Origin of the sequence: Flavobacterium sp. (assembly GCF_039595935.1) — a bacterium.
Classification (GTDB): Bacteria; Bacteroidota; Bacteroidia; order Flavobacteriales; family Flavobacteriaceae; genus Flavobacterium.
This window is the reverse complement of record NZ_JBCNKR010000004.1, coordinates 126,115-144,693: the sequence shown is the minus strand read 5'-3', so window position 1 is coordinate 144,693 and position 18,579 is coordinate 126,115. Positions and strand designations below refer to the sequence as shown.

Sequence of the window (18,579 nt, the reverse complement as noted above, 5' to 3'; positions counted from 1 at the left end):
TTAAACTATTTTTGCATAAAATTTCAAAGATGAAAAACTATTTAGTTCTAATTATAGTACTGGCATTTAATTTTGGTTTTAGCCAAAGTAAATTCAGTCAGAGTGCAGCTGAAAAATTCCAAAAGCAAATTAATTCAGAATACGCTGATGCTAAGACAAGTCCGTTAATGGAAGAAGATTTAAAAACATTTAAAACTTTAGATTTTTATCCAATAAGCTCAAAATATTTTGTAAACGCAAGATTTGAAAAAGCGAAAAACGAAAAAGTTTTCGAAATGAAAACTACAGGAACCAGAACTCCTCAATACATAAAATACGGAACTTTGTATTTTAGCTTAAATGGTAAAGAAATGCAATTGAATGTTTACAGAAACATTGAACTTTCGAAACAAAAAGAATACAAGGACCATTTATTTCTGCCATTTTCTGATTTAACCTGCGGGAAAGAAAGTTACATTGGCGGAAGATATATCGATTTGAAAATCCCGAAAGGAAAAACAATTGCAGTCGATTTTAATCAGGCATACAATCCATATTGTGCTTATAATCATAAATATTCATGTCCGCTTGTTCCTCTTGAAAATGATTTAAAAGTGGAAATCAAAGCAGGAGTGAAGACTTTTCATTAATGGAATTTTTTAATTTTCATACCCATCAATTTACAAATCAGTCTAATGTTTTAGAATTGGTAAATCAATATCCTCAGGAATTTGATGAAACAATTCCGTATTACTCGATTGGAATTCATCCTTGGTATATTAAGGAGAATGAAATTGATTTGGAACTGAAAATTATTGAAGAAAAACTTCATACCCAAAATTGTCTGGCCATTGGCGAATGTGGTTTAGATAAACGAATAGAAATTCCGCTGGAACAGCAAATTACAGTTTTTGAAAAGCAATTAGCTTTGGCCGAAAAATATAAAAAACCGGTTGTTATACATTGTGTGGCGGCTTTTCAGGAAGTTACAGCGATAAAAAAGAAATTAAAAATTTCTGTTCCGATGATTATTCACGGTTTTTCAAAAAACAAACAGCTTGCAGAACAATTAATTAAAGATGGATTTTATATTTCTTTTGGAAAATATCTTTTAAAAAATCCGGATTTAAAAACTGCTTTTGAGAATGTGCCAAATGATCGTTTCTTTTTAGAAACCGATACAATTGAAGAAGGTATTGAACAGGTTTATAATTTAGCAGCTGAATATAAAAAATTGAATGTAAAAGAATTACAAGATATTATTTCAAGTAATTTTAAAAGAGTGTTTGATGAAAAAAGTAATTAGTGAAAAGTAAAAAGTAAAAAGTGAAATAAGTTTGTCACCTGAGCGAAGTCGAAGGGCGCTTCAATTGGACGTTGGGCTTCGAATTCGCTCAGCCTGACAAGCAAACTTGAAACTTGAAACAAAAAATATAAAACTTAAAAAAACAAAAGATAGAATATATGGCAGAGTGGACAGAAAGAGCCGAGCTTTTATTTACAAAAGAAGGATTAGAAAACTTACGTAACGCAAATGTTTTGGTTGTAGGTTTAGGTGGTGTTGGGTCGTTTGCGGCTGAGTTTTTAGCCAGAGCAGGAGTTGGAAATATGACTATTGTTGACGGTGACGTTGTTGATATTACGAATATTAACAGACAATTACCTGCATTGCATTCTACTGTGGGACAGCCAAAAATTAAAATTGTGGGCGATCGCTTAATGGATATTAACCCTGAATTAAATTTAACCCGTGTTCAGGAGTTTTTATCGCCAGAACGTGCTTTTGAAATCGTTTCTTCTGATTTTGATTACGTTATGGACTGTATCGATAGTATTACGCCAAAATTGAATTTAATTATTGCCGCAAAACGTAAAAGAGTAAAAATAATCAGCAGCATGGGAGCAGGAGGAAAGATGCTGGCTTCTAAAGTAAAAGTGGCTGATATTTCTAAAACAATCAACTGTTATTTTTCTAAAACAATCCGCAAGAGATTAAAAGCAGTAAAAATCAATAAATTAAAAGTCGTTTTTTCATCAGAAATTCAAAATGAAAAAAGCTTAAAATTAACCGACGGTAAAAACTTCAAAAAATCGTTTTACGGTACAAACAGCTACATGCCCGGATTATTCGGTCTTCACGCTGCTGAAACCGTAATTCGTTATATACTTAAAAAAGAGTAAAAAAAGGTTCTAAGGCACTAAGTTTCTAAGGTTCTAAGTTTTTGAAAGGTAAAAATAACTTTGTCAAAGCTTTAAACTTTGACAAAGTTCGAAATAAGAAAACTCAGCATCTCAGAAGCTTAGAACCTTAGCACCTTTAAAAAACCTTTGCCACTAAGAACCTTAGCACCTTTTAAAAAAAAATGATTAAAACAGTAATTTTTGATATGGACGGCGTAATTGTCGACACAGAACCCGTTCATCGTTATGCCTATTACAAACAATTTTCTGAATTAGAAATTGAAGTTCCCGAAGAAATGTATACTTCTTTTACCGGACTTTCAACAAGAAATACTTTTCAGACTTTAAAAAGTCATTTTCCTGTTATTGAGCATGAAGTGGAAGATCTGATTCAAAGAAAAAGAAATATTTTTAATGACGCTTTTGATACCAAAGAAGATTTGTATTTATTAGATGGTGTTGAAGATTTAATTAAAGATTTGCATGCAAACGGATTTCAGATAATTTTGGCTTCATCTGCATCAAAAGTTACAATTGAACGTGTTTTTACAAGATTCAATCTGCACCAGTATTTTTCTCATATAGTAAGCGGAGAAGATTTTCCGCAGTCAAAACCCAATCCGGCTATTTTTATTCATGCGGCATCATTGTCTATTGCGCCAAAAGAAGAATGTATTATTATAGAAGACAGTACAAATGGCGTAAAAGCGGCAAAAGGAGCAGGGATTTTTTGTGTTGGTTACAATAGCGAACACTCAAATATGCAGGACTTATCAGAAGCGGATATAGTGATTAATCATTTTAATGAGCTAAACGCTGAGAAAATATCACAGTTTAAAGCTTGAATTATATAAAATTTAACATTTGTTAGCTATTTGAATTTGTAAATTTGAAAAAACAAAATTGAACTTAATAATGAAAAAACTATTTATTGCCTTAGCCATTATCTTGGCGCCTTTTGCTGCCGAAGCACAAGTTAGAACACCACAGGCCAGTCCAAAAGGATATATCAAACAAACAGTTGGTTTAACGGATGTTGAAGTCACTTATTCAAGACCAGGAGCCAGAGGAAGAGCAGTTTTTGGAAATTTAGTACCATTTGGGAAACTTTGGAGAACCGGAGCTAATGAAAATACAGTGATTAATTTTAGCGATGACGTTGTAATTGACGGTAAGACTTTGAAAAAAGGAAAATATGCAATTTATACTATTCCGAAAATTGAAAGCTGGGAAGTTATTTTTTATCTTTCAACAGACAACTGGGGATTGCCTGAAAACTGGAACGAACAATATGTGGTATTGAGAACTACAGTTAAAGAAGATGCCCTGCCAACTCCTGTAGAAACATTTACAATTGGAATTAATGGTTTGGACCAGAATTTTGGTTATTTAGAAATGGCTTGGGAAAACTCTCATGTGGCTTTAAAATTTGAAGTTCCAACTGCTAAAACGGCAATAGCAAGTATTGATAAAACATTAGCCGGACCAACCTGGAACGACTATTATGCAGCATCTCAATATTTATTTTCATCAAATGGAAATTTAGAAACTGCTAAAACATATGTTGATAAAGCTTTAGATATGAGCAGCGATAAACCATATTATGTTTCAAGATTAAAATCGTTGATTCAGGCAAAACAAGGCGACAAAAAAGGAGCTATTGAAACGGCTAAAATTTCATTAGCTGCTGCAGAAGCTGCAAATAATCAGGATTATGTTAAAATGAATAAAGACAGTATCTCTGAATGGAGCAGATAATTTCTTGAAAATTTAAATATAAAAAATACAAATTCCAAAGTTTTAAGAGCTTTGGAATTTTTTTGAATTTAATACAGACAGACTTGTCTGTATATTAAAAAAATATTTATATTTGCATAGTTAATTATTTGAACATGCAGCCAAAAGAACGAATTTTAGAAAAGACATTTGATTTATTTCACAAGCAGGGTTATAATGCTACTGGAATTAACCAGATTATTGAAGAGGCTAAAGTTGCCAAAGCCAGTTTTTATCAGCATTTTAAATCAAAAGAAGATTTGTGTGTTGCTTTTTTAGAGCAGAGACACATATTTTGGTTTAATGAATTATTAAAATTTACTTCTAAAACAGAAGATTCAAATTCTAAAGTTTTAGCATCATTTGACTTTCTGATTTTTATGAATGAAAAAGAAAATTTCAGAGGATGCAGCTTTCTAAATATACTTTCTGAAATTCCTTCAGATAATGTGAAAATACTCAGCGTGATTCAAAATCATAAAAAGGATCTGCGGGATTATTTTAGAGATATTTTGAAAGATGAACTAATATCAGACCATTTGTATCTGTTATTTGAAAGCTGTATTATCGAAAGTCAAATGTTTAAATCAAACGAGTTAATTGAAAAATCAAAAAAAATCATTCAAACTTTAATTTTAAAATAATGGAACAGAAATTACCGTTGCCGCCTTTCACATTAGAAACGGCAAAAGAAAAAATTCAATTGGCAGAAGATGCCTGGAACAGTCAGGATCCGGAAAGAGTTTCTAAAGCTTACACGATTGATAGCGAATGGAGAAACAGAGACAAGTTTGTAAACGGACGCGAGGAAATTGTTCTTTTTTTGACTGAAAAATGGAAGAAAGAGAAAAATTATAAATTAAAAAAAGAATATTGGGCACATACAGAAAATAGAATTGCTGTGCGATTTGAGTATGAATATCAGGATCTTAACGGAAACTGGTTTAGAGCTTACGGAAATGAAAACTGGGAATTTGATGCTAATGGTTTAATGCAAAAACGATTTGCCAGTATAAATGACCTTGCAATTAAAGAAGAGGATAGAAAATTAAAATAAGAGTTTAATTCATACTCGGATGTTCAGGGATTTTAATTTTTCGCTTTATCTTTTTTACAATCAAAAGATAAAAAGTAATTCCGCCTAAAATAATCAGTAAGGCAATTTGCAGTTGTCCTAAAGTATTGTTTTTGTTATACATGGCGTTTGCATTTGCTAATTTAGCCTTTCCTTCCGTAATTTGAATTTGCGATAGAGATTCTAACGTTTTTAAGGCTTGAGCACTCGAGTATGCAATTTTGTTCCAGTTCTTGTTTTCAACTTGTTTGTTAATTTCTTTGCAAGAAGCTAGAAATGAATCAAAATGCTGTTTTTCTTTATTGGTTAAAACCGTTTTCGCATACAAATCATCAATATTATGAATGATGTCGAGCGTATGTGCGATTTCATTTTTCTTCATATTATCGCTTAAGCCTAATTTTTCGGCTTCGGCTTTTATAAAATGAAGTTGTTTAGAATATTGAAAAATATAATGCGCAACGACTAAACGATCTTTGTAAATCGCATTGATATTTTCGTTTACATTTTTAGAATTTTGAAGTGTATTGAAATTTCCAAGTAAAATTATAAGCATCACAATCAGCAAAACCATTGCTGCTTTTGTTTTATTGCTGTACTTTTTTAGATATTTCATAATACTCTATTTAAGAAGTAGCTTTCTCAAAGATAGAGATTTGTTTAGATTTTGAATTAATTTAGTAGTGAAAAAAATTAAGTTGATAATCTTTGTCAAAGTTTTAAACTTTGACAAAGATGTTCGGAGATGTTTTAGTTTTTAGATGCAGATTGATTAATTAGCGAAAGCGTTCGATTGTTTACAATTTCTGCAGCATCTATCAAATATTTTGGATTCAAGCAGTCACCAAAACTTATATAAACGATATGATTATCATCTTCAAGATTTTCATTTTTTACCTGAGCATTTAAATTACTGTCCATTCCCATAGTTAGATAAACAGGTGTTCCTTCTTGGTATAGTCTGGTTGCAATCTCAATTAATCTTTTTTCAGTAGCAATTTTCATTTCTGGATCTTTAATGTATAAAAGAAACATGCACTCATACAATCTACAAAAATTATCTTCTTTGAGGTCAAAATATTTTTGAAAAGTCTCGGTTCCTTGATTCAAATTTTCAAAACACTTTGTATATAGTTGATCAGAAATAGAATGATTTTCAATTATTTCAGCATCATCATTATTTTGACTTTCTGCTTGAAAGCAAATTAAAAATAACATTATAAGAAATAATTTCTGAAACATTAATCTTCTAAAATTAAATCGTTATTCTCTTTTTTATTTCCTCTAAAAAACAAAAACTGAAAAATCAACGCCAAGGCAATAGTTAAAATCGCTCCAATAAAATTAAGCCATAAATAACCCAGCTTTTCTTGTTTGTAAACCATAAAATAATAAATATTTATAATTATAAACTGAGTAATAACAGCACTGATAAACATAGGTTTGGCCTGAACGCGTTTTATATAAAAACCAACAAGGAAAATCCCCAAAACGGTTCCGTAGAAAATTGATCCAATAATATTTACAAGCTGAATTAAATTTTCAAACAAAGTTCCAACGCAGGCAAAAAGTATTGCTATAACGCCCCAGAATAAGGTGAAAAATTTAGTCGCATGCAGATAATGTTTCTCCGATTTATCGGTTTTAATATTTCTTTTATAAATATCGATTGCCGTTGTCGAAGCCAAAGCATTTAATCCCGAAGCCGTTGATGACATTGCTGCTGAAAGAATTACAGCCAATAGTAAACCAATTAAACCTTTTGGCAGATAATGAAGAATAAAATGAAAAAACACATAATCTTTATCGTTCGTTTCGCTATTGCTGTCGGCTCTTGAAATAATATCTTTAGCACGCTCACGAAGATCTTTTTCTTTGTTCGATAAATTAACTAATTCCTTACGGAGAATCGGGTTGTCGTAATCCTGGTTTAACTGATCGATATACAGTAAGTTGATTACTTTTTTGTCCTCTGAAAGTTTGTCCAGTTTTTTTTCTAAAACGTGGTATTCTTCTTTATAAGCTGATCTTTCAATTACAGTTTTATTGTTCGGATTAAAGTTTAACGGAACTGGATTGAACTGAAAAAACACAAAAACCATAACTCCGGTCAGCAGAATAAAAAACTGCATCGGCACTTTTAAAAGTCCGTTCATGATTAATCCCATTTGGCTTTCCGTAACAGATTTTCCTGATAAATAGCGTCCTACCTGAGACTGATCTGTACCAAAATAGGCTAGGGCCAGAAAAAATCCTCCGGTAATTCCGCTCCAAAAAGTATATTTTTCTTCCGGATCAAATGAAAAATCTACGATATTCATTTTATCATTGGCACCCGCAATATGGAGCGCGCTGGTAAAAGTCATATCATTTGGCAAATAATGTAAAATCAGAAAAAATGTAATAAACATTCCCGACATGATGACAAACATTTGTTGTTTTTGGGTTACGTTTACCGCTTTTGTTCCTCCGGAAAAGGTGTAAATAATTACCATTACACCAATTATAATATTCATTCCCGTTAAATTCCAGCCTAATAATGCAGATAAAATTATGGCAGGAGCGTAAATAGTAAGTCCCGTTCCTAAACCTCTTTGAATTAAAAATAAAATCGCTGCCAGCGAACGTGTCTGTACATCAAAACGTTTTTCCAGAAATTCGTATGCCGTAAAAACTTTATATTTATGATATAACGGAATAAATGTCAAACAGATAACAATCATGGCAATCGGAAGTCCAAAATAAAACTGAACGAATCCCATTCCGTCATGATACGCCTGTCCGGGTGTAGACAAAAAAGTAATGGCACTGGCCTGAGTTGCCATTACAGAAAGTCCAACTGTATACCAAGGTGTTTCGTTGTTTCCTAAAATGAAATCTTCAACATTTTTACTGCCTCGGGTTTTCCATGAACCATATCCAACAATAAATAAAAGTGTAACAATAAGTACGATCCAGTCAAATAGCTGCATAGGTTATGAATAAAATTGCATGATTAAGAAAAAAATCACAATGTAAATTGCGTTAGCAACCAAAACATAGGTGTAGCTTTTTTTCCATTTTTTTATTTTTTTAGCTTCCATAATGCTGAAATTTATTGCTTAATATCTTGTTTAGGAGCTTCAATTGGCTGTTTTAGCGAAATAATGTTCGAAAGAAGTCTGTAAGCACCGGCAACACCTTCTGGTAATTCTCTAAAAAAACTTAACCCTGTATAGATATAATATCCTTTTCCATAAGGAGCAACTAATAATGCTCCTTTTTTAGCCGATTCTCCTTTGTCATGCGACGAAATAATAGGAGTGAAGGCTGGATCATATTCATCCGGATAATATAATCCCTGTTCTTGTGTCCAGCCTTCAAAATCTTTAGCTGTGATTTTATTTGGCGTGTTTAAAACTGGATGATTTGGCGCTAAAAACGTAATTTTTGCATTTTCTTCAGTAACACGATCGTTAGATAATTTTAACGGATAAGGAGCCATTTTATCGGTTACTAATTTTCCGTTTGTATTATATTGTACAATCATATTTTTACCGCTTTTTACAAAATTGAAAAGTATGTTTTGTTTGTTTGCCAAAGCGTTTACAGTATTGTAAGCACGAATTCCGGTAATAACAGTTGAAAAAGAATCCAGTTTTTCTGGCGTAATTTCTTCTGGTTTCAAAATAGAAACTTTGTATCCCATTTGGGTTAAACTTTCCGGAACTTCGTCGCCTGCACCCATAATATAAGCAATGGCGTCGCCCGAAGTTTTTAAATCAATTCTGATACATTTTGATTCGGCCGGTTTTAAAACCATTTGTTTGGTTATATGGCTGAAATCAATAATTGTCTCGTCTCTGTCAAAACGTTTATTATCAACAACTGCAATACTTTTTGCAACCACTTCTTCAGGATTTACCGGAGGTGTAACTTCAAAATAAAATACTTGTTCTGTTCCTTTTTTGTCTAAGGCAAACGGAATTTGTTTTGGAGAAACATTCCAGCTTTTTGGTAAATCTAATTGCAGATTTCCTTTTACATCGTCTTTTCCGGCACGAACTTTTACCGGAATCATTTTGCTTTTGGTATCTCTAAAAACCAGAACTTTTTCCAGAATTGAAGTTGTAACTTCCGGAACAATATCAAGGAAATTATACATTTCGCCTTTTACACCGTCGTTATATTTGTAAACTACAGTACGCTCAAACGGAATTTCAACTCCTTTAATCTTTACATTAAAAATAACTTTTACTTCTCTGATAATATCAGGAATACCAATATTCTGCTGATTAGAAACAGTATACATTCCAACTGTAGCTTTTTCTTTTAACCAATACGGCTGTGTATATTCAATATTGGCTGGAAGCTGCAGCTGTAAATTGATTTTTTGATCGTTATTATCTTTTAAAATACTGTTTTGAGCTGTGGTTTTATTATCTGGTAATGTCGTTACGCTGGTTAACTGCATTTCGATATCACATCTGTTGATGGCTTCTAAAGTTAAATTAATTCGGCTTCCCGGAGTTGCTTCCTGTTCGCTGGCAACGGCTTCAAGATATAAACCTGAGCAAGAAGCGATGATATTTTTTACGGCAGCAGTTTTTATTGTTTTCCAATGTGTATCGTCTAAAGCTTCGATCATGGTATACGCTTTTATCAGATCCGGAATACTTGCTGACGGATTGCTGAAATTGTATTTTTCGATAATAGATGAAATTAAATCCCCAATAGGTTTTCCGTTTTTAACACGGTTCCAGCTTGTATCTATTCCGTCGAATAAATTATCGCGATCAGCAGGAGTATCACCATTAATTAACTCCAGATATTCTGTTTCTAAACCGCGAACACCCGTGCTTCCAAATCCTTGCGATTGATGACGGCTGCGGCTTAAAGCGGCAATTTCCTGATTTGATTTTCCTGTTCCGGTATAATATACTCCGGTTTCCAGTTTTGTGAATTTTGATTTATTAGCGGCGTCGAATTTTTCCTGGCTTCCGTAAAACCACCATGATGGATTAAAAAACTGACGTTTTACCTGCCACGGCGAAACGTATTTTAATTGTTCTGGATAAACTTTTGGATCGTTTGTTAATTTAAAACTTTCTACACTTAACATGGCAGAAGAGGTATGATGCCCGTGCGTAGTTCCCGGCGAACGATGATCGAATCTGTTTATGATAATATCCGGCTGAAAATTTCTAATTGTCCAGACCACATCTGCTAATACTTTGTCTTTGTCCCAAATTTGAAGTGTTTCGTCAGGATTTTTAGAAAAACCAAAATCGTTTGCTCTTGAAAAAAACTGTTCTCCACCATCAATTTTTCGGGCTTCAATTAATTCCTGAGTTCTGATAACGCCAAGAAGTTCACGCAATTGCGGACCGATTAAATTTTGCCCGCCATCGCCGCGAGTTAAAGATAAATAACCCGTTCTGGCATTCATTTGATTTGCCAAATAGGATATCATGCGGGTATTTTCATCGTCTGGATGTGCAGCAACATACATTACAGAACCTAAAAAGTTAAGTTTTTTGATTTGATTATAGATTTCGACTGAACTTGGTTTTTGCGGTTGTTGTGCAAATGAAACTTGAAAACCTATAAGAAATAGAAAAAGAAATGAAACCTTTATTTTACGCATGGTTGAGTTAGTTGTTTTTTGAAATTGTTCCAAAAATACTAATTATTTTATGGAAGATTATTTAAATGAAATGTTAACGCACAATAATTGTACCTAATTTTTTAAGAATAAAGCAAAAAAAAGCTGCCAGATTTAATCTGACAGCTTCTGTATTAAATTGTTAAAAAGCCGCTTTTGCGCTTATTATATTTTATTTTAGTTTGTTTTCGGTGTCTTTGTAAGTTCCGGTAATGGTAACATTCGTTCCTTTGGTAACTTTTCCATAGATAGTTATTGAAGAATCGTTTCCGATAAAATTAATCTTAGCACCACTGTTTAATCTCAAATCGCCCCAAATCACTACAGAACCTTCTACTTGTAGAACAGCTTTATCATTTATGATAAGTTCTGTTGGATTAGCCTGCTGGTATTTACCCTGAGATAAACTTCCTCTCATATTAAAAGTACCGCCGCTGTTTAAAGTTAAATTGCTAAGAATCGCAATAGACCCGCAATGTGTTAAAACAGCACCAGAATTTACGATTGCCGAATTAATGGCTGTTGCTCCCTGATATGATTTTATTTCGTTTGAATTTAAAATTAAATCCCGACCTTGATTGTAGATTCCGTAAGATGAACAGCTTGCAAATGTAGTATTTGGTTTTTCCATCTTAATGATTTTTAAACCGCCTGTTCCGCTGGCCACATAAATATAATCACCGCTTGATTTTACGTAGTTTGATGAACCAGCAATTCCAACAGATCCAAGTAAGCTTAACTGTGATCCTGTTTGGTAAACATTAAGTCCAAGAGCTCCATTGGCAAGAAACGCATAACCATCGTTAACAGAAACGGCATTGGTTACATTATCTTCTCCTGCTGTTGGTATAGAAATAGTTTGCAATTTAGATCCGCTGTTGATGTCGTAAACTCCCAGACCGTTTGCACCTTCAGAAACTAAAAGTTTAGTTCCGTCAACATCCATTGTTCTTTTTGCTCCGCTTACATCTGCAGATGTAGAAAAGCTTTTTTGTAAAGCCAGCGTCGAAGCATTGTAAATGTTGATTCCTTTTGTTCCGCTTAAAGTAACAATTTTATCAGATGTTAAAGCTATCGAGCGTAAATCAGCCATTGCAGCTTTGTTTTCAACAGCTCTGCTAGAACTGTTTAACTTGAATAAACTACCGTTGTCTCCGGTTACAGCAAAATAAGATGAAGAATTTGCAGCAACATCTGTTGTAACACGGCTTTCTAAAGGATTAGTTTTATATGTTGTAGTTAATAATCCTGAGCTTAACTGCATATTAATTACAATAGCCGGATTAGTAAGTGAAGCATCTTTATCGATATCTTTTGCTCCTCCAATGATTAAATTTCCGTTAGAGTAGGCAAGAGAAGCAATATCAGTATTTGCTATTAAAGCAGAAGTAACTAATTTGGGTTTATAAGGATCAGAAATGTCAATTACATCAATTGCACCAGAATAAATTTCGCCTCTCATGATATAAGAAACATAAGCGTAGTTTCCGTTTACAGCAACATGACTCGCTTGTAATGTTCTTCCGTTGCTGTCTACAGGAGGTTTAACCTCTGCAATTTGTACCAAAGGAAATGTAGTTGTGGCATTTGTACTGGCGAATTTCCCTGTTATAATACTGTTTTCTACCACAATTACACCCGAGTTGGTATAATCAAGCCTTTGGTTTAGGGCTGCTGCATCATTATTAATAGTAATGCTTGTGGTAGATTGATTGTCATTATTGTCGTTATCATCACAACTTACAAAAAATGCCAATGCTAAAAATGAAAATAAATAAATACTCTTTTTCATAAATTTCCTTTTTGGGTTTTTAATTTTCGCGGCAAATATAAATCATAATCTTATTAAACAAACGTTAATTTTGCGGAATAATCTGTTTTACAGCTATTTATGTGTTTAATATGATTTTTTAACAATTATGTTTATTAAATTTAATCATAAAAAAAAGAGTATCAAAATTATTGATACTCTCTTGTATTGAAATATTGCGAATTTAACAATTATCTTCTTCCATGACCTCCGTGGTGGTGATCATCGTCGTGATCGTGGTGATCATGTCTATCGTGGTGTTTATCATAATGCTTGTCATAATGTTTGTAATCTCTACGCTCTCTGTAACCATAAACCGGTCTTGGTTTGTAAGGTCTTTGCGGCGCACCATGATATCCTTTATAATATTTTACTCTATGACGGTCGAAATATACATAAGGAGTTCTTCCGTGGTAATCTGTTAAAACTACTTTGTATCCTCCGTATAAATCATAGTTTCTGTATTGTCTTGGTAAATAAGTTGTTCTAACCCATCTTCCTCCTCCAAAATATATAAACTGAGAAGCACGTACATCATAGTAAGCTTCAATATCCGGAAGATAATAATACTCCATTTCTGCGTATCCTGCAGGTCCCCAAGCTGGAGGTGTTCCTATATTAACGTTAACTGATACCTGAGCTTGTGTGGCGTTTGCAACCAATAGAAATAATCCGGCGATTGCTATTTTAATTGTTTTCATTTTTTTTAGACTTTAATGTTAATCTTACTTAGGGATTTTCATATACCGTGCCAAAAATAAAAAAACAATTGTATTTCATCGGATAAAAATAGTATTTAAACGATAAAAAATTCGTGTGAAATAGCTAAAATGCTGGTTTTAAGATGTTTTTATGAAATAAAAAAATGATAAAAAAAAAGATATTTTTTTTTATCGGTAATCAACAATTTTTGGTTTAGCAAGTTCAAAACTCTGCAGACCATAATCTGTGGTTTCAAAAGTATTTGTTTTAAAAACATTATCGCCTTGCAGCGGAATACTTGGATAATAAGAAAGTGAAAGCTGAAATGAACTGAAAACCAAGTAGTCATTACTAATTAATAACCCTAAAGTTATTTTTGAATAGGGTTTACTATCGAACATCGCATTCTTTGGACTACCCAAAAAAGCTATTGTATAATTAAAAAACGGATTTAAACGAAATCCCCATAAAGCATAAGGCGAATAAGTCTGCGTTTGCAATGACAAAACTGTTTTACTCGTTCCGTAAAGCGCGCTGTTGAAACCTGCCAGACCGTTTTGTTCATTTATACTCAGTTGATCGCCAATAATATCTTCGCGATTAGCACCAATAACGACTCTTGGGTTTACGAACTGTCTTAGTTTCCAGGTGCCGAGATTAAATAGTTTGGTAAAATAATTCGATTCAAATAAATAAGCTGTCTGGTAGGTTTTAGAATCATGAAAATACGTTCCAATTTCAAAATCCATACTCAAAAAACCAAATCGGTAATAATTTCCAAAAGAAAATTGAGCGCCTGCATAAGGCCTCCAAAGCTGGTTTTTATATTGATAACCAAAAGTAACGCCGTAAATTCGGCCAGTAGGAACGTCTTCTGTCTGACCATTTCTAAAAATATAATTGTCTTTGATAAATTTTCTTCGGTTAAGACCAACTCCCATTAAAAGCAGTTTCTCATCAGAATAAAAATTGGTCGGATCATACAATGAATCAGGAGATTCAGTATAATTGACATTTAAAAAACGTGCTGATGTTATTAAATTGGTAATGACTTCGTTTTCATCTTCAAAAACCTTTGTAGCTTTACCTGCCCAAAAATCCTGAAAATTATTTTTAAAAGGCTGAAAGGCATAGCTTTGGTCTGGTGACTGCAGAGTATCTCTTCGAAAATTTTGTCCAACAAAAACACCGCCTCCCCATTTGGTTAGAGGTGAGTAGAAATCTCTTTCAATATCAATACTTTTCGTATAATTATTGTCAAGATCCATGTTGTAGTGCAGCGTGGTGCTGATGTAAGTGTTTTTTATATTGGGTACCGTGTAGGTAATGTCATTACCGTTTGATCCGTCATCAAATCGATTGGTAAAACGATATTCGAGCTGCTGGCCTGTTCCAAAAAAATCTTTTTCTTTAAATCCAATTCCAACTCTGCTGCTAGAAATTGAGAACCTCGGAATTGTACTCCAGGAATCTAAAACTCTAATGGTAACATCAACAGAATCTGATGCCGGACTTGCTAATTCATTTGTAATTCGAACAGCTGTAACGTAACGCTGTGCACGAATTAAACGTTCTGATTCCTGTACTTTATAAGGATCGTAAGGCGTATTTCTTCTAAATAAAAGTAAATTATAGATGGCAATTTTTTTTGTTTTCAGATGCAGTCTGTTACCGGTACGTTCTCCCCAGTTTCTTGGCCCTGCAGTTGTATCAGTAATAGAATATCCAAACGGATCGAGCGTAACAATATTAATTTTGCGAATAATTTTCCCTTCAAAACTTTCGCTGTCACTTGGCTCAATTATCTGATCCTTTTTTTTGGGTTTTTTAGATCTGAAAAGTAATTTGTGCAGGGTTTGGGTAAACTTATTTTTCTTAGAATAATTTCTAATCTTAGTATAAATTTCGGTACTGTCTTTTTTCTGCGGATTCTCTTTCTTTGTATTATCTGTCTGAGCGCAAATGCTTTGAAAACAAAAGCATAAGGAAATAAAAATAGTTATTTTTTTATTGAGTAACATTCAGATAGTTTTAGACTTTTTGAGAGTAGATTATTACATGAATTTAAGATAAATAAAGCGAATATTATCTAAATCGGATGATTATTTTATTCTTCGGTTTTTGTTTTTCTAACGCGTCTCCAGGCAAATTTTCGCGGAATATGATTTCCCATTAAATACCCCCACGGCTCGAGAGATTCAATTCTGTCAAAAATTATTTTTAGAATTGCTAAAAGCGGAATTGCTAAAAACATTCCCGATATTCCGGCCGCTGCGCCGCCAACAATAATTCCCATAATCGAAACAAAAGCATTTATTTCAACTTTTGAATTGATAATCAATGGCACAAGAAGGTTATTATCTATCAGCTGAACAATTACGTTTACTATTAAAATTCCGGTAATAACAGAAATTTCTCCAGATCCTGTAAGCGAGGCCAGAACTGTAATAACACCAGCAATCAGAATTCCTATATAAGGCACTAAATTCAAGATACCGGTTATTAAACCTAATAAAATGAAATATTTAATACCGATAATCCAAAGTCCTAAACTGGTTAATACCGAAACCACTATCATTTCTATAATTAAACTTACAATGTAATTGTTTATTGAAACCTTTATCTGCGAAAGGATATCTTTTAAAACAGAATGGTTTTCTTTGCTGATTAATTTGGCTAAAAACAATTTAAAATGTTCTTTATATATCAAAAATAAAAACGTGTAAATGACAATTATAGTACTATCTAAAACGAGATCACTTATCGAAATTATAGCAGAACCCAGTGTAGCATTTCCGTTTTTTACAGAATCTTTTGTAACGGTGTCAAGATATTTTTTTTGTTCTCCGATGCTAATCTGGAAATTTTCTTTGATAAACTTATGTATTTCAATTAAAAATGAATTGGCATTTTTCTTTATCGTGTCAAAATCATCAGCCATATTGGTAACCTGAAACGATATAAAAACAAGAATTCCGCCTATAAATGCCAGAAAAATCAAGACACAAACAATGGCCGCGAGATGTCTGGGAAACTTAAACGTGGTATTTAAAAATGTAAAAACAGGAAGTAGTAATACGGCAAACAAAAAAGCAAGTAAAACAGGTGTAATTATATCTTTTGCAATACAAAAAATATAAGCAAATGAAATTAAAGTTATTAAAATACACGCTAGTTTTGCATAAAAAGGCAATTTAATTGGCTGGGTCATTTTGAATGAAATTTTATAGAAATATGTATAATTTGGTTAAGCAAATATTATAATTTATTCAAATTATAACGTTTTAGCTTTTTAATTATACTTTATAAAATTCCCATTCAAAAATTAGTCAAAAAATTCCTTCTCTTCGTAATGAGACGGCATAATAGAAATCCCTTTCTGTAAAAGTAAATTGTTTGGAAAAATAATTTTTTCGCCTTCTCTGGTTCTAAGGCTTACATGAAAAGTATTAATGTCTTCGATTTCGGCTTCTATTGGAAAATCTTTATCGTGAATTTTGATGGTATCACCAATTCTAAACGGAAATGAAAAGAATAAAATCATTCCGGAAGTTATATTGCTTAAAATTGACCATTGTGCAAACATTGCCACACCAATTACGGTTGCAATTGATGAAACGGTTATAAATATATCCTTAGTATCAACGCCCCAGATTACAATAAGGCTTATTGCTACTAAAATATTCATTAAAATATGAATGTATTTAATAACCAGATTAGTACGATGTTCTAATAAATGGCTTGTAGCGGCAAAACGTCGAATTAATTTGGCAACAATCATTCGTAATGCAATTAATACAAGTAAAAGAATTATCGTCGCAAATATTTCCTGAGTATATTCCTTAAAAGAAAACATAAATTATTTTTTATACTAATGTACTCAAATATTCATAAACTTTGGCTGTAGGAAGCCCCATTACATTTGTATAAGAGCCTTCTACTTTTGTAACAGCCATAAAACCAAACCATTCCTGATTGCCATAAGCTCCGGCTTTGTCGTAAGGTTTATAGTTTTCGATATAATACAAAATTGCTTCATCTGATAAATCTTTGAAAGTAACTTTTGTAATATCATGAAAAAGGGTAGAAGCAGCATTGGTTTGAAAACATACTGAGGTAATAACTTCATGCGTAGTACCCGACATTGATTTAATCATTTCAAAAGCTTCCTGAGCATTTTTTGGTTTGCCCAAAGCTTTATTCTGATGCCATACTATGGTGTCGCTGGTAACCAGGATTTCATTTTCTTGTAATTCATCTTTAAAAGCATCTGCCTTTAACTGCGCCAGAAAATCGGTAATTTCGACCGCTTTGAGTTCAGGCGGATAAATCTCTTCGACATCTTTTAAGCGAATTTCAAAATCAAGATCTAAATCTTTAAAAAACTGCTGTCTTCTTGGTGATCCTGAAGCCAGAATTAGTTTGTATTTTTTGAGTTTATCTTTAAGCATGATTTTGCAGATATTGATGGTTGAGACTAATTACTAGAATGGATAAAATTCCGAATAATAAAATCAATTTTAAAACCGTACTTAAATGATGAAAATCCTTTTGACTTTTTGCACTAAATATTTTTACAATAAAGTATAATAAAGGTGCTAAAACAAAAGCAAAAGAATAAAGCGTTACAATCAAAAGATTATTTTCAAAAAAGTATTTTTTTATATAAAGCAATGATAAAATAAACGGAATTATAGCAACAGCCAAGGCGATTTTTGCAGCACGGCTTTTTCCAATTGCAATTGGTAAAGTATTCATTCCCTGGTTGTAATCACCATCCATGTCTTCAATATCTTTAATTATTTCACGAAGGAAATTAATCATGAAGGCAAACAGGGCATAATCTGTCAGAATAGAAAAATAACTGGCCATTTGAGCCTGATTTTCTGGTGTTGTAGCCGGAAATATATCAAAAACACCAATTATTAGAACGCTTACAGAAAGTAAAGCGGCAACCACAAAATTGCCTAAAAGCATAATCGATTTTAAGGTGGTAGAATAAAAATACAACAGCGAAGCAATCAATATAAAAAGTGATGCAAATGTGGGCCTCATAATAATATTTGAAAGCACAAATCCGATAGCAACTCCGGTTACGTTTAGTCCTATATATATGTTATAGGCCGCAGTTTCTGAAATTCCTTTGCCAACTACGACATCCTGCGGTTTGTTGATCGTATCTGTCGCAACATCATAAATATTGTTGATTACATAACCCGCCGCAGCAATTAAAACGGTACTTAAAACTAAAAGGCCATATTGCCAGTCGGCTAATGCTAAAGGAATATCTTGTTGTTTTAAAAAAGCATAACGAAATAAAACCTGCATAAATGCAAGCATCAGCAAATTTTTATATCGAATTAGTTTTAGGTATTTCATTTTTTTAAGGTTCTAAGTGGCTGAGATACTAAG

18 protein-coding genes are annotated in these 18,579 nt (G+C 32.8%); 7 read left to right on the top strand and 11 right to left on the bottom strand.

The genetic code is table 11. From position 1 onward, the window contains the following. Nucleotides 1-29 precede the first annotated feature (29 nt). The 7 genes from ABDW27_RS01110 to ABDW27_RS01080 all read left to right on the top strand — a co-directional run bounded on the left by ABDW27_RS01110 (nt 30) and on the right by ABDW27_RS01080 (nt 4,993). Nucleotides 30-629, top strand: coding sequence for a DUF1684 domain-containing protein (locus ABDW27_RS01110; protein WP_343694218.1), 600 nt, complete (start codon nt 30-32; stop codon nt 627-629). Then, entirely contained in the window at nt 629-1,285 is a 657-nt protein-coding gene (locus ABDW27_RS01105) for a TatD family hydrolase (RefSeq protein ID WP_343694217.1), read from the top strand. Before ABDW27_RS01110 ends, ABDW27_RS01105 begins: the two co-directional genes overlap by 1 nt. Before the next feature lie 158 nt (nt 1,286-1,443). After that, nucleotides 1,444-2,160, top strand: a complete 717-nt coding sequence (locus tag ABDW27_RS01100; RefSeq protein WP_343694216.1) for a tRNA threonylcarbamoyladenosine dehydratase — start codon at nt 1,444-1,446, stop codon at nt 2,158-2,160. A gap of 182 nt (nt 2,161-2,342) precedes the next feature. Then, nucleotides 2,343-3,005, top strand: a complete 663-nt coding sequence (locus ABDW27_RS01095; RefSeq protein WP_343694215.1) for an HAD family hydrolase — start codon at nt 2,343-2,345, stop codon at nt 3,003-3,005. Between the two features lie 70 nt (nt 3,006-3,075). Further along, the gene (locus ABDW27_RS01090) at nt 3,076-3,918 is read left to right on the top strand and encodes a DUF2911 domain-containing protein (protein WP_343694214.1); all 843 of its coding nucleotides are present in this window, start codon (nt 3,076-3,078) and stop codon (nt 3,916-3,918) included. A gap of 134 nt (nt 3,919-4,052) precedes the next feature. After that, entirely contained in the window at nt 4,053-4,580 is a 528-nt protein-coding gene (locus ABDW27_RS01085; protein WP_343694213.1) for a TetR/AcrR family transcriptional regulator, read from the top strand. Further along, on the top strand, nt 4,580-4,993 hold the full coding sequence (locus ABDW27_RS01080) for a nuclear transport factor 2 family protein (protein ID WP_343694212.1): 414 nt from the start codon (nt 4,580-4,582) through the stop codon (nt 4,991-4,993). Before ABDW27_RS01085 ends, ABDW27_RS01080 begins: the two co-directional genes overlap by 1 nt. A gap of 4 nt (nt 4,994-4,997) precedes the next feature. On the opposite strand, the gene ABDW27_RS01075 is transcribed toward ABDW27_RS01080, so the two are convergent. From ABDW27_RS01075 to ABDW27_RS01025, 11 genes are all read right to left on the bottom strand, one after another. Next, complete coding sequence (locus ABDW27_RS01075; RefSeq protein ID WP_343694211.1) at nt 4,998-5,627, bottom strand: MCP four helix bundle domain-containing protein; 630 nt, start codon at nt 5,625-5,627, stop codon at nt 4,998-5,000. A gap of 134 nt (nt 5,628-5,761) precedes the next feature. Then, on the bottom strand, nt 5,762-6,016 hold the full coding sequence (locus ABDW27_RS01070) for a hypothetical protein (RefSeq protein WP_343694210.1): 255 nt from the start codon (nt 6,014-6,016) through the stop codon (nt 5,762-5,764). 236 nt (nt 6,017-6,252) lie between these two features. Further along, nucleotides 6,253-7,983: a sodium:solute symporter gene (locus ABDW27_RS01065; protein WP_343694209.1), complete on the bottom strand. Its 1,731-nt coding sequence runs from the start codon at nt 7,981-7,983 to the stop codon at nt 6,253-6,255. Between the two features lie 122 nt (nt 7,984-8,105). Beyond that, complete coding sequence (locus tag ABDW27_RS01060; RefSeq protein ID WP_343694208.1) at nt 8,106-10,637, bottom strand: PIG-L family deacetylase; 2,532 nt, start codon at nt 10,635-10,637, stop codon at nt 8,106-8,108. 190 nt (nt 10,638-10,827) lie between these two features. Then, a complete protein-coding gene (locus ABDW27_RS01055; RefSeq protein ID WP_343694207.1) occupies nt 10,828-12,447 on the bottom strand; it encodes a hypothetical protein in 1,620 nt (539 codons plus the stop codon). A gap of 209 nt (nt 12,448-12,656) precedes the next feature. Continuing rightward, nucleotides 12,657-13,166: a hypothetical protein gene (locus ABDW27_RS01050; RefSeq protein ID WP_343694206.1), complete on the bottom strand. Its 510-nt coding sequence runs from the start codon at nt 13,164-13,166 to the stop codon at nt 12,657-12,659. Nucleotides 13,167-13,355: 189 nt separating this feature from the next. Continuing rightward, the gene (locus ABDW27_RS01045; protein ID WP_343694205.1) at nt 13,356-15,188 is read right to left on the bottom strand and encodes a hypothetical protein; all 1,833 of its coding nucleotides are present in this window, start codon (nt 15,186-15,188) and stop codon (nt 13,356-13,358) included. Between the two features lie 86 nt (nt 15,189-15,274). Continuing rightward, complete coding sequence (locus tag ABDW27_RS01040; RefSeq protein WP_343694204.1) at nt 15,275-16,378, bottom strand: AI-2E family transporter; 1,104 nt, start codon at nt 16,376-16,378, stop codon at nt 15,275-15,277. A gap of 114 nt (nt 16,379-16,492) precedes the next feature. Continuing rightward, nucleotides 16,493-17,023, bottom strand: coding sequence for a mechanosensitive ion channel domain-containing protein (locus ABDW27_RS01035; protein ID WP_343694203.1), 531 nt, complete (start codon nt 17,021-17,023; stop codon nt 16,493-16,495). Between the two features lie 10 nt (nt 17,024-17,033). Next, nucleotides 17,034-17,618, bottom strand: a complete 585-nt coding sequence (locus ABDW27_RS01030) for a Maf-like protein (RefSeq protein ID WP_343694202.1) — start codon at nt 17,616-17,618, stop codon at nt 17,034-17,036. Then, the gene (locus ABDW27_RS01025) at nt 17,611-18,546 is read right to left on the bottom strand and encodes a geranylgeranylglycerol-phosphate geranylgeranyltransferase (RefSeq protein ID WP_343694201.1); all 936 of its coding nucleotides are present in this window, start codon (nt 18,544-18,546) and stop codon (nt 17,611-17,613) included. Before ABDW27_RS01025 ends, ABDW27_RS01030 begins: the two co-directional genes overlap by 8 nt. Between the last annotated feature and the right edge of the window lie 33 nt (nt 18,547-18,579).

Coding starts and splice junctions, on each gene's coding strand:
- ABDW27_RS01100 (WP_343694216.1), top strand. CDS start 1,444: ATGGCAGAGTGGACAGAAAGAGCCGAGCTTTTATTTACAAAAGAAGGA.
- ABDW27_RS01090 (WP_343694214.1), top strand. CDS start 3,076: ATGAAAAAACTATTTATTGCCTTAGCCATTATCTTGGCGCCTTTTGCT.
- ABDW27_RS01105 (WP_343694217.1), top strand. CDS start 629: ATGGAATTTTTTAATTTTCATACCCATCAATTTACAAATCAGTCTAAT.
- ABDW27_RS01085 (WP_343694213.1), top strand. CDS start 4,053: ATGCAGCCAAAAGAACGAATTTTAGAAAAGACATTTGATTTATTTCAC.
- ABDW27_RS01070 (WP_343694210.1), bottom strand. CDS start 6,016: ATGAAAATTGCTACTGAAAAAAGATTAATTGAGATTGCAACCAGACTA.
- ABDW27_RS01025 (WP_343694201.1), bottom strand. CDS start 18,546: ATGAAATACCTAAAACTAATTCGATATAAAAATTTGCTGATGCTTGCA.
- ABDW27_RS01050 (WP_343694206.1), bottom strand. CDS start 13,166: ATGAAAACAATTAAAATAGCAATCGCCGGATTATTTCTATTGGTTGCA.
- ABDW27_RS01095 (WP_343694215.1), top strand. CDS start 2,343: ATGATTAAAACAGTAATTTTTGATATGGACGGCGTAATTGTCGACACA.
- ABDW27_RS01110 (WP_343694218.1), top strand. CDS start 30: ATGAAAAACTATTTAGTTCTAATTATAGTACTGGCATTTAATTTTGGT.
- ABDW27_RS01030 (WP_343694202.1), bottom strand. CDS start 17,618: ATGCTTAAAGATAAACTCAAAAAATACAAACTAATTCTGGCTTCAGGA.
- ABDW27_RS01040 (WP_343694204.1), bottom strand. CDS start 16,378: ATGACCCAGCCAATTAAATTGCCTTTTTATGCAAAACTAGCGTGTATT.
- ABDW27_RS01080 (WP_343694212.1), top strand. CDS start 4,580: ATGGAACAGAAATTACCGTTGCCGCCTTTCACATTAGAAACGGCAAAA.
- ABDW27_RS01055 (WP_343694207.1), bottom strand. CDS start 12,447: ATGAAAAAGAGTATTTATTTATTTTCATTTTTAGCATTGGCATTTTTT.
- ABDW27_RS01060 (WP_343694208.1), bottom strand. CDS start 10,637: ATGCGTAAAATAAAGGTTTCATTTCTTTTTCTATTTCTTATAGGTTTT.
- ABDW27_RS01075 (WP_343694211.1), bottom strand. CDS start 5,627: ATGAAATATCTAAAAAAGTACAGCAATAAAACAAAAGCAGCAATGGTT.
- ABDW27_RS01045 (WP_343694205.1), bottom strand. CDS start 15,188: ATGTTACTCAATAAAAAAATAACTATTTTTATTTCCTTATGCTTTTGT.
- ABDW27_RS01065 (WP_343694209.1), bottom strand. CDS start 7,983: ATGCAGCTATTTGACTGGATCGTACTTATTGTTACACTTTTATTTATT.
- ABDW27_RS01035 (WP_343694203.1), bottom strand. CDS start 17,023: ATGTTTTCTTTTAAGGAATATACTCAGGAAATATTTGCGACGATAATT.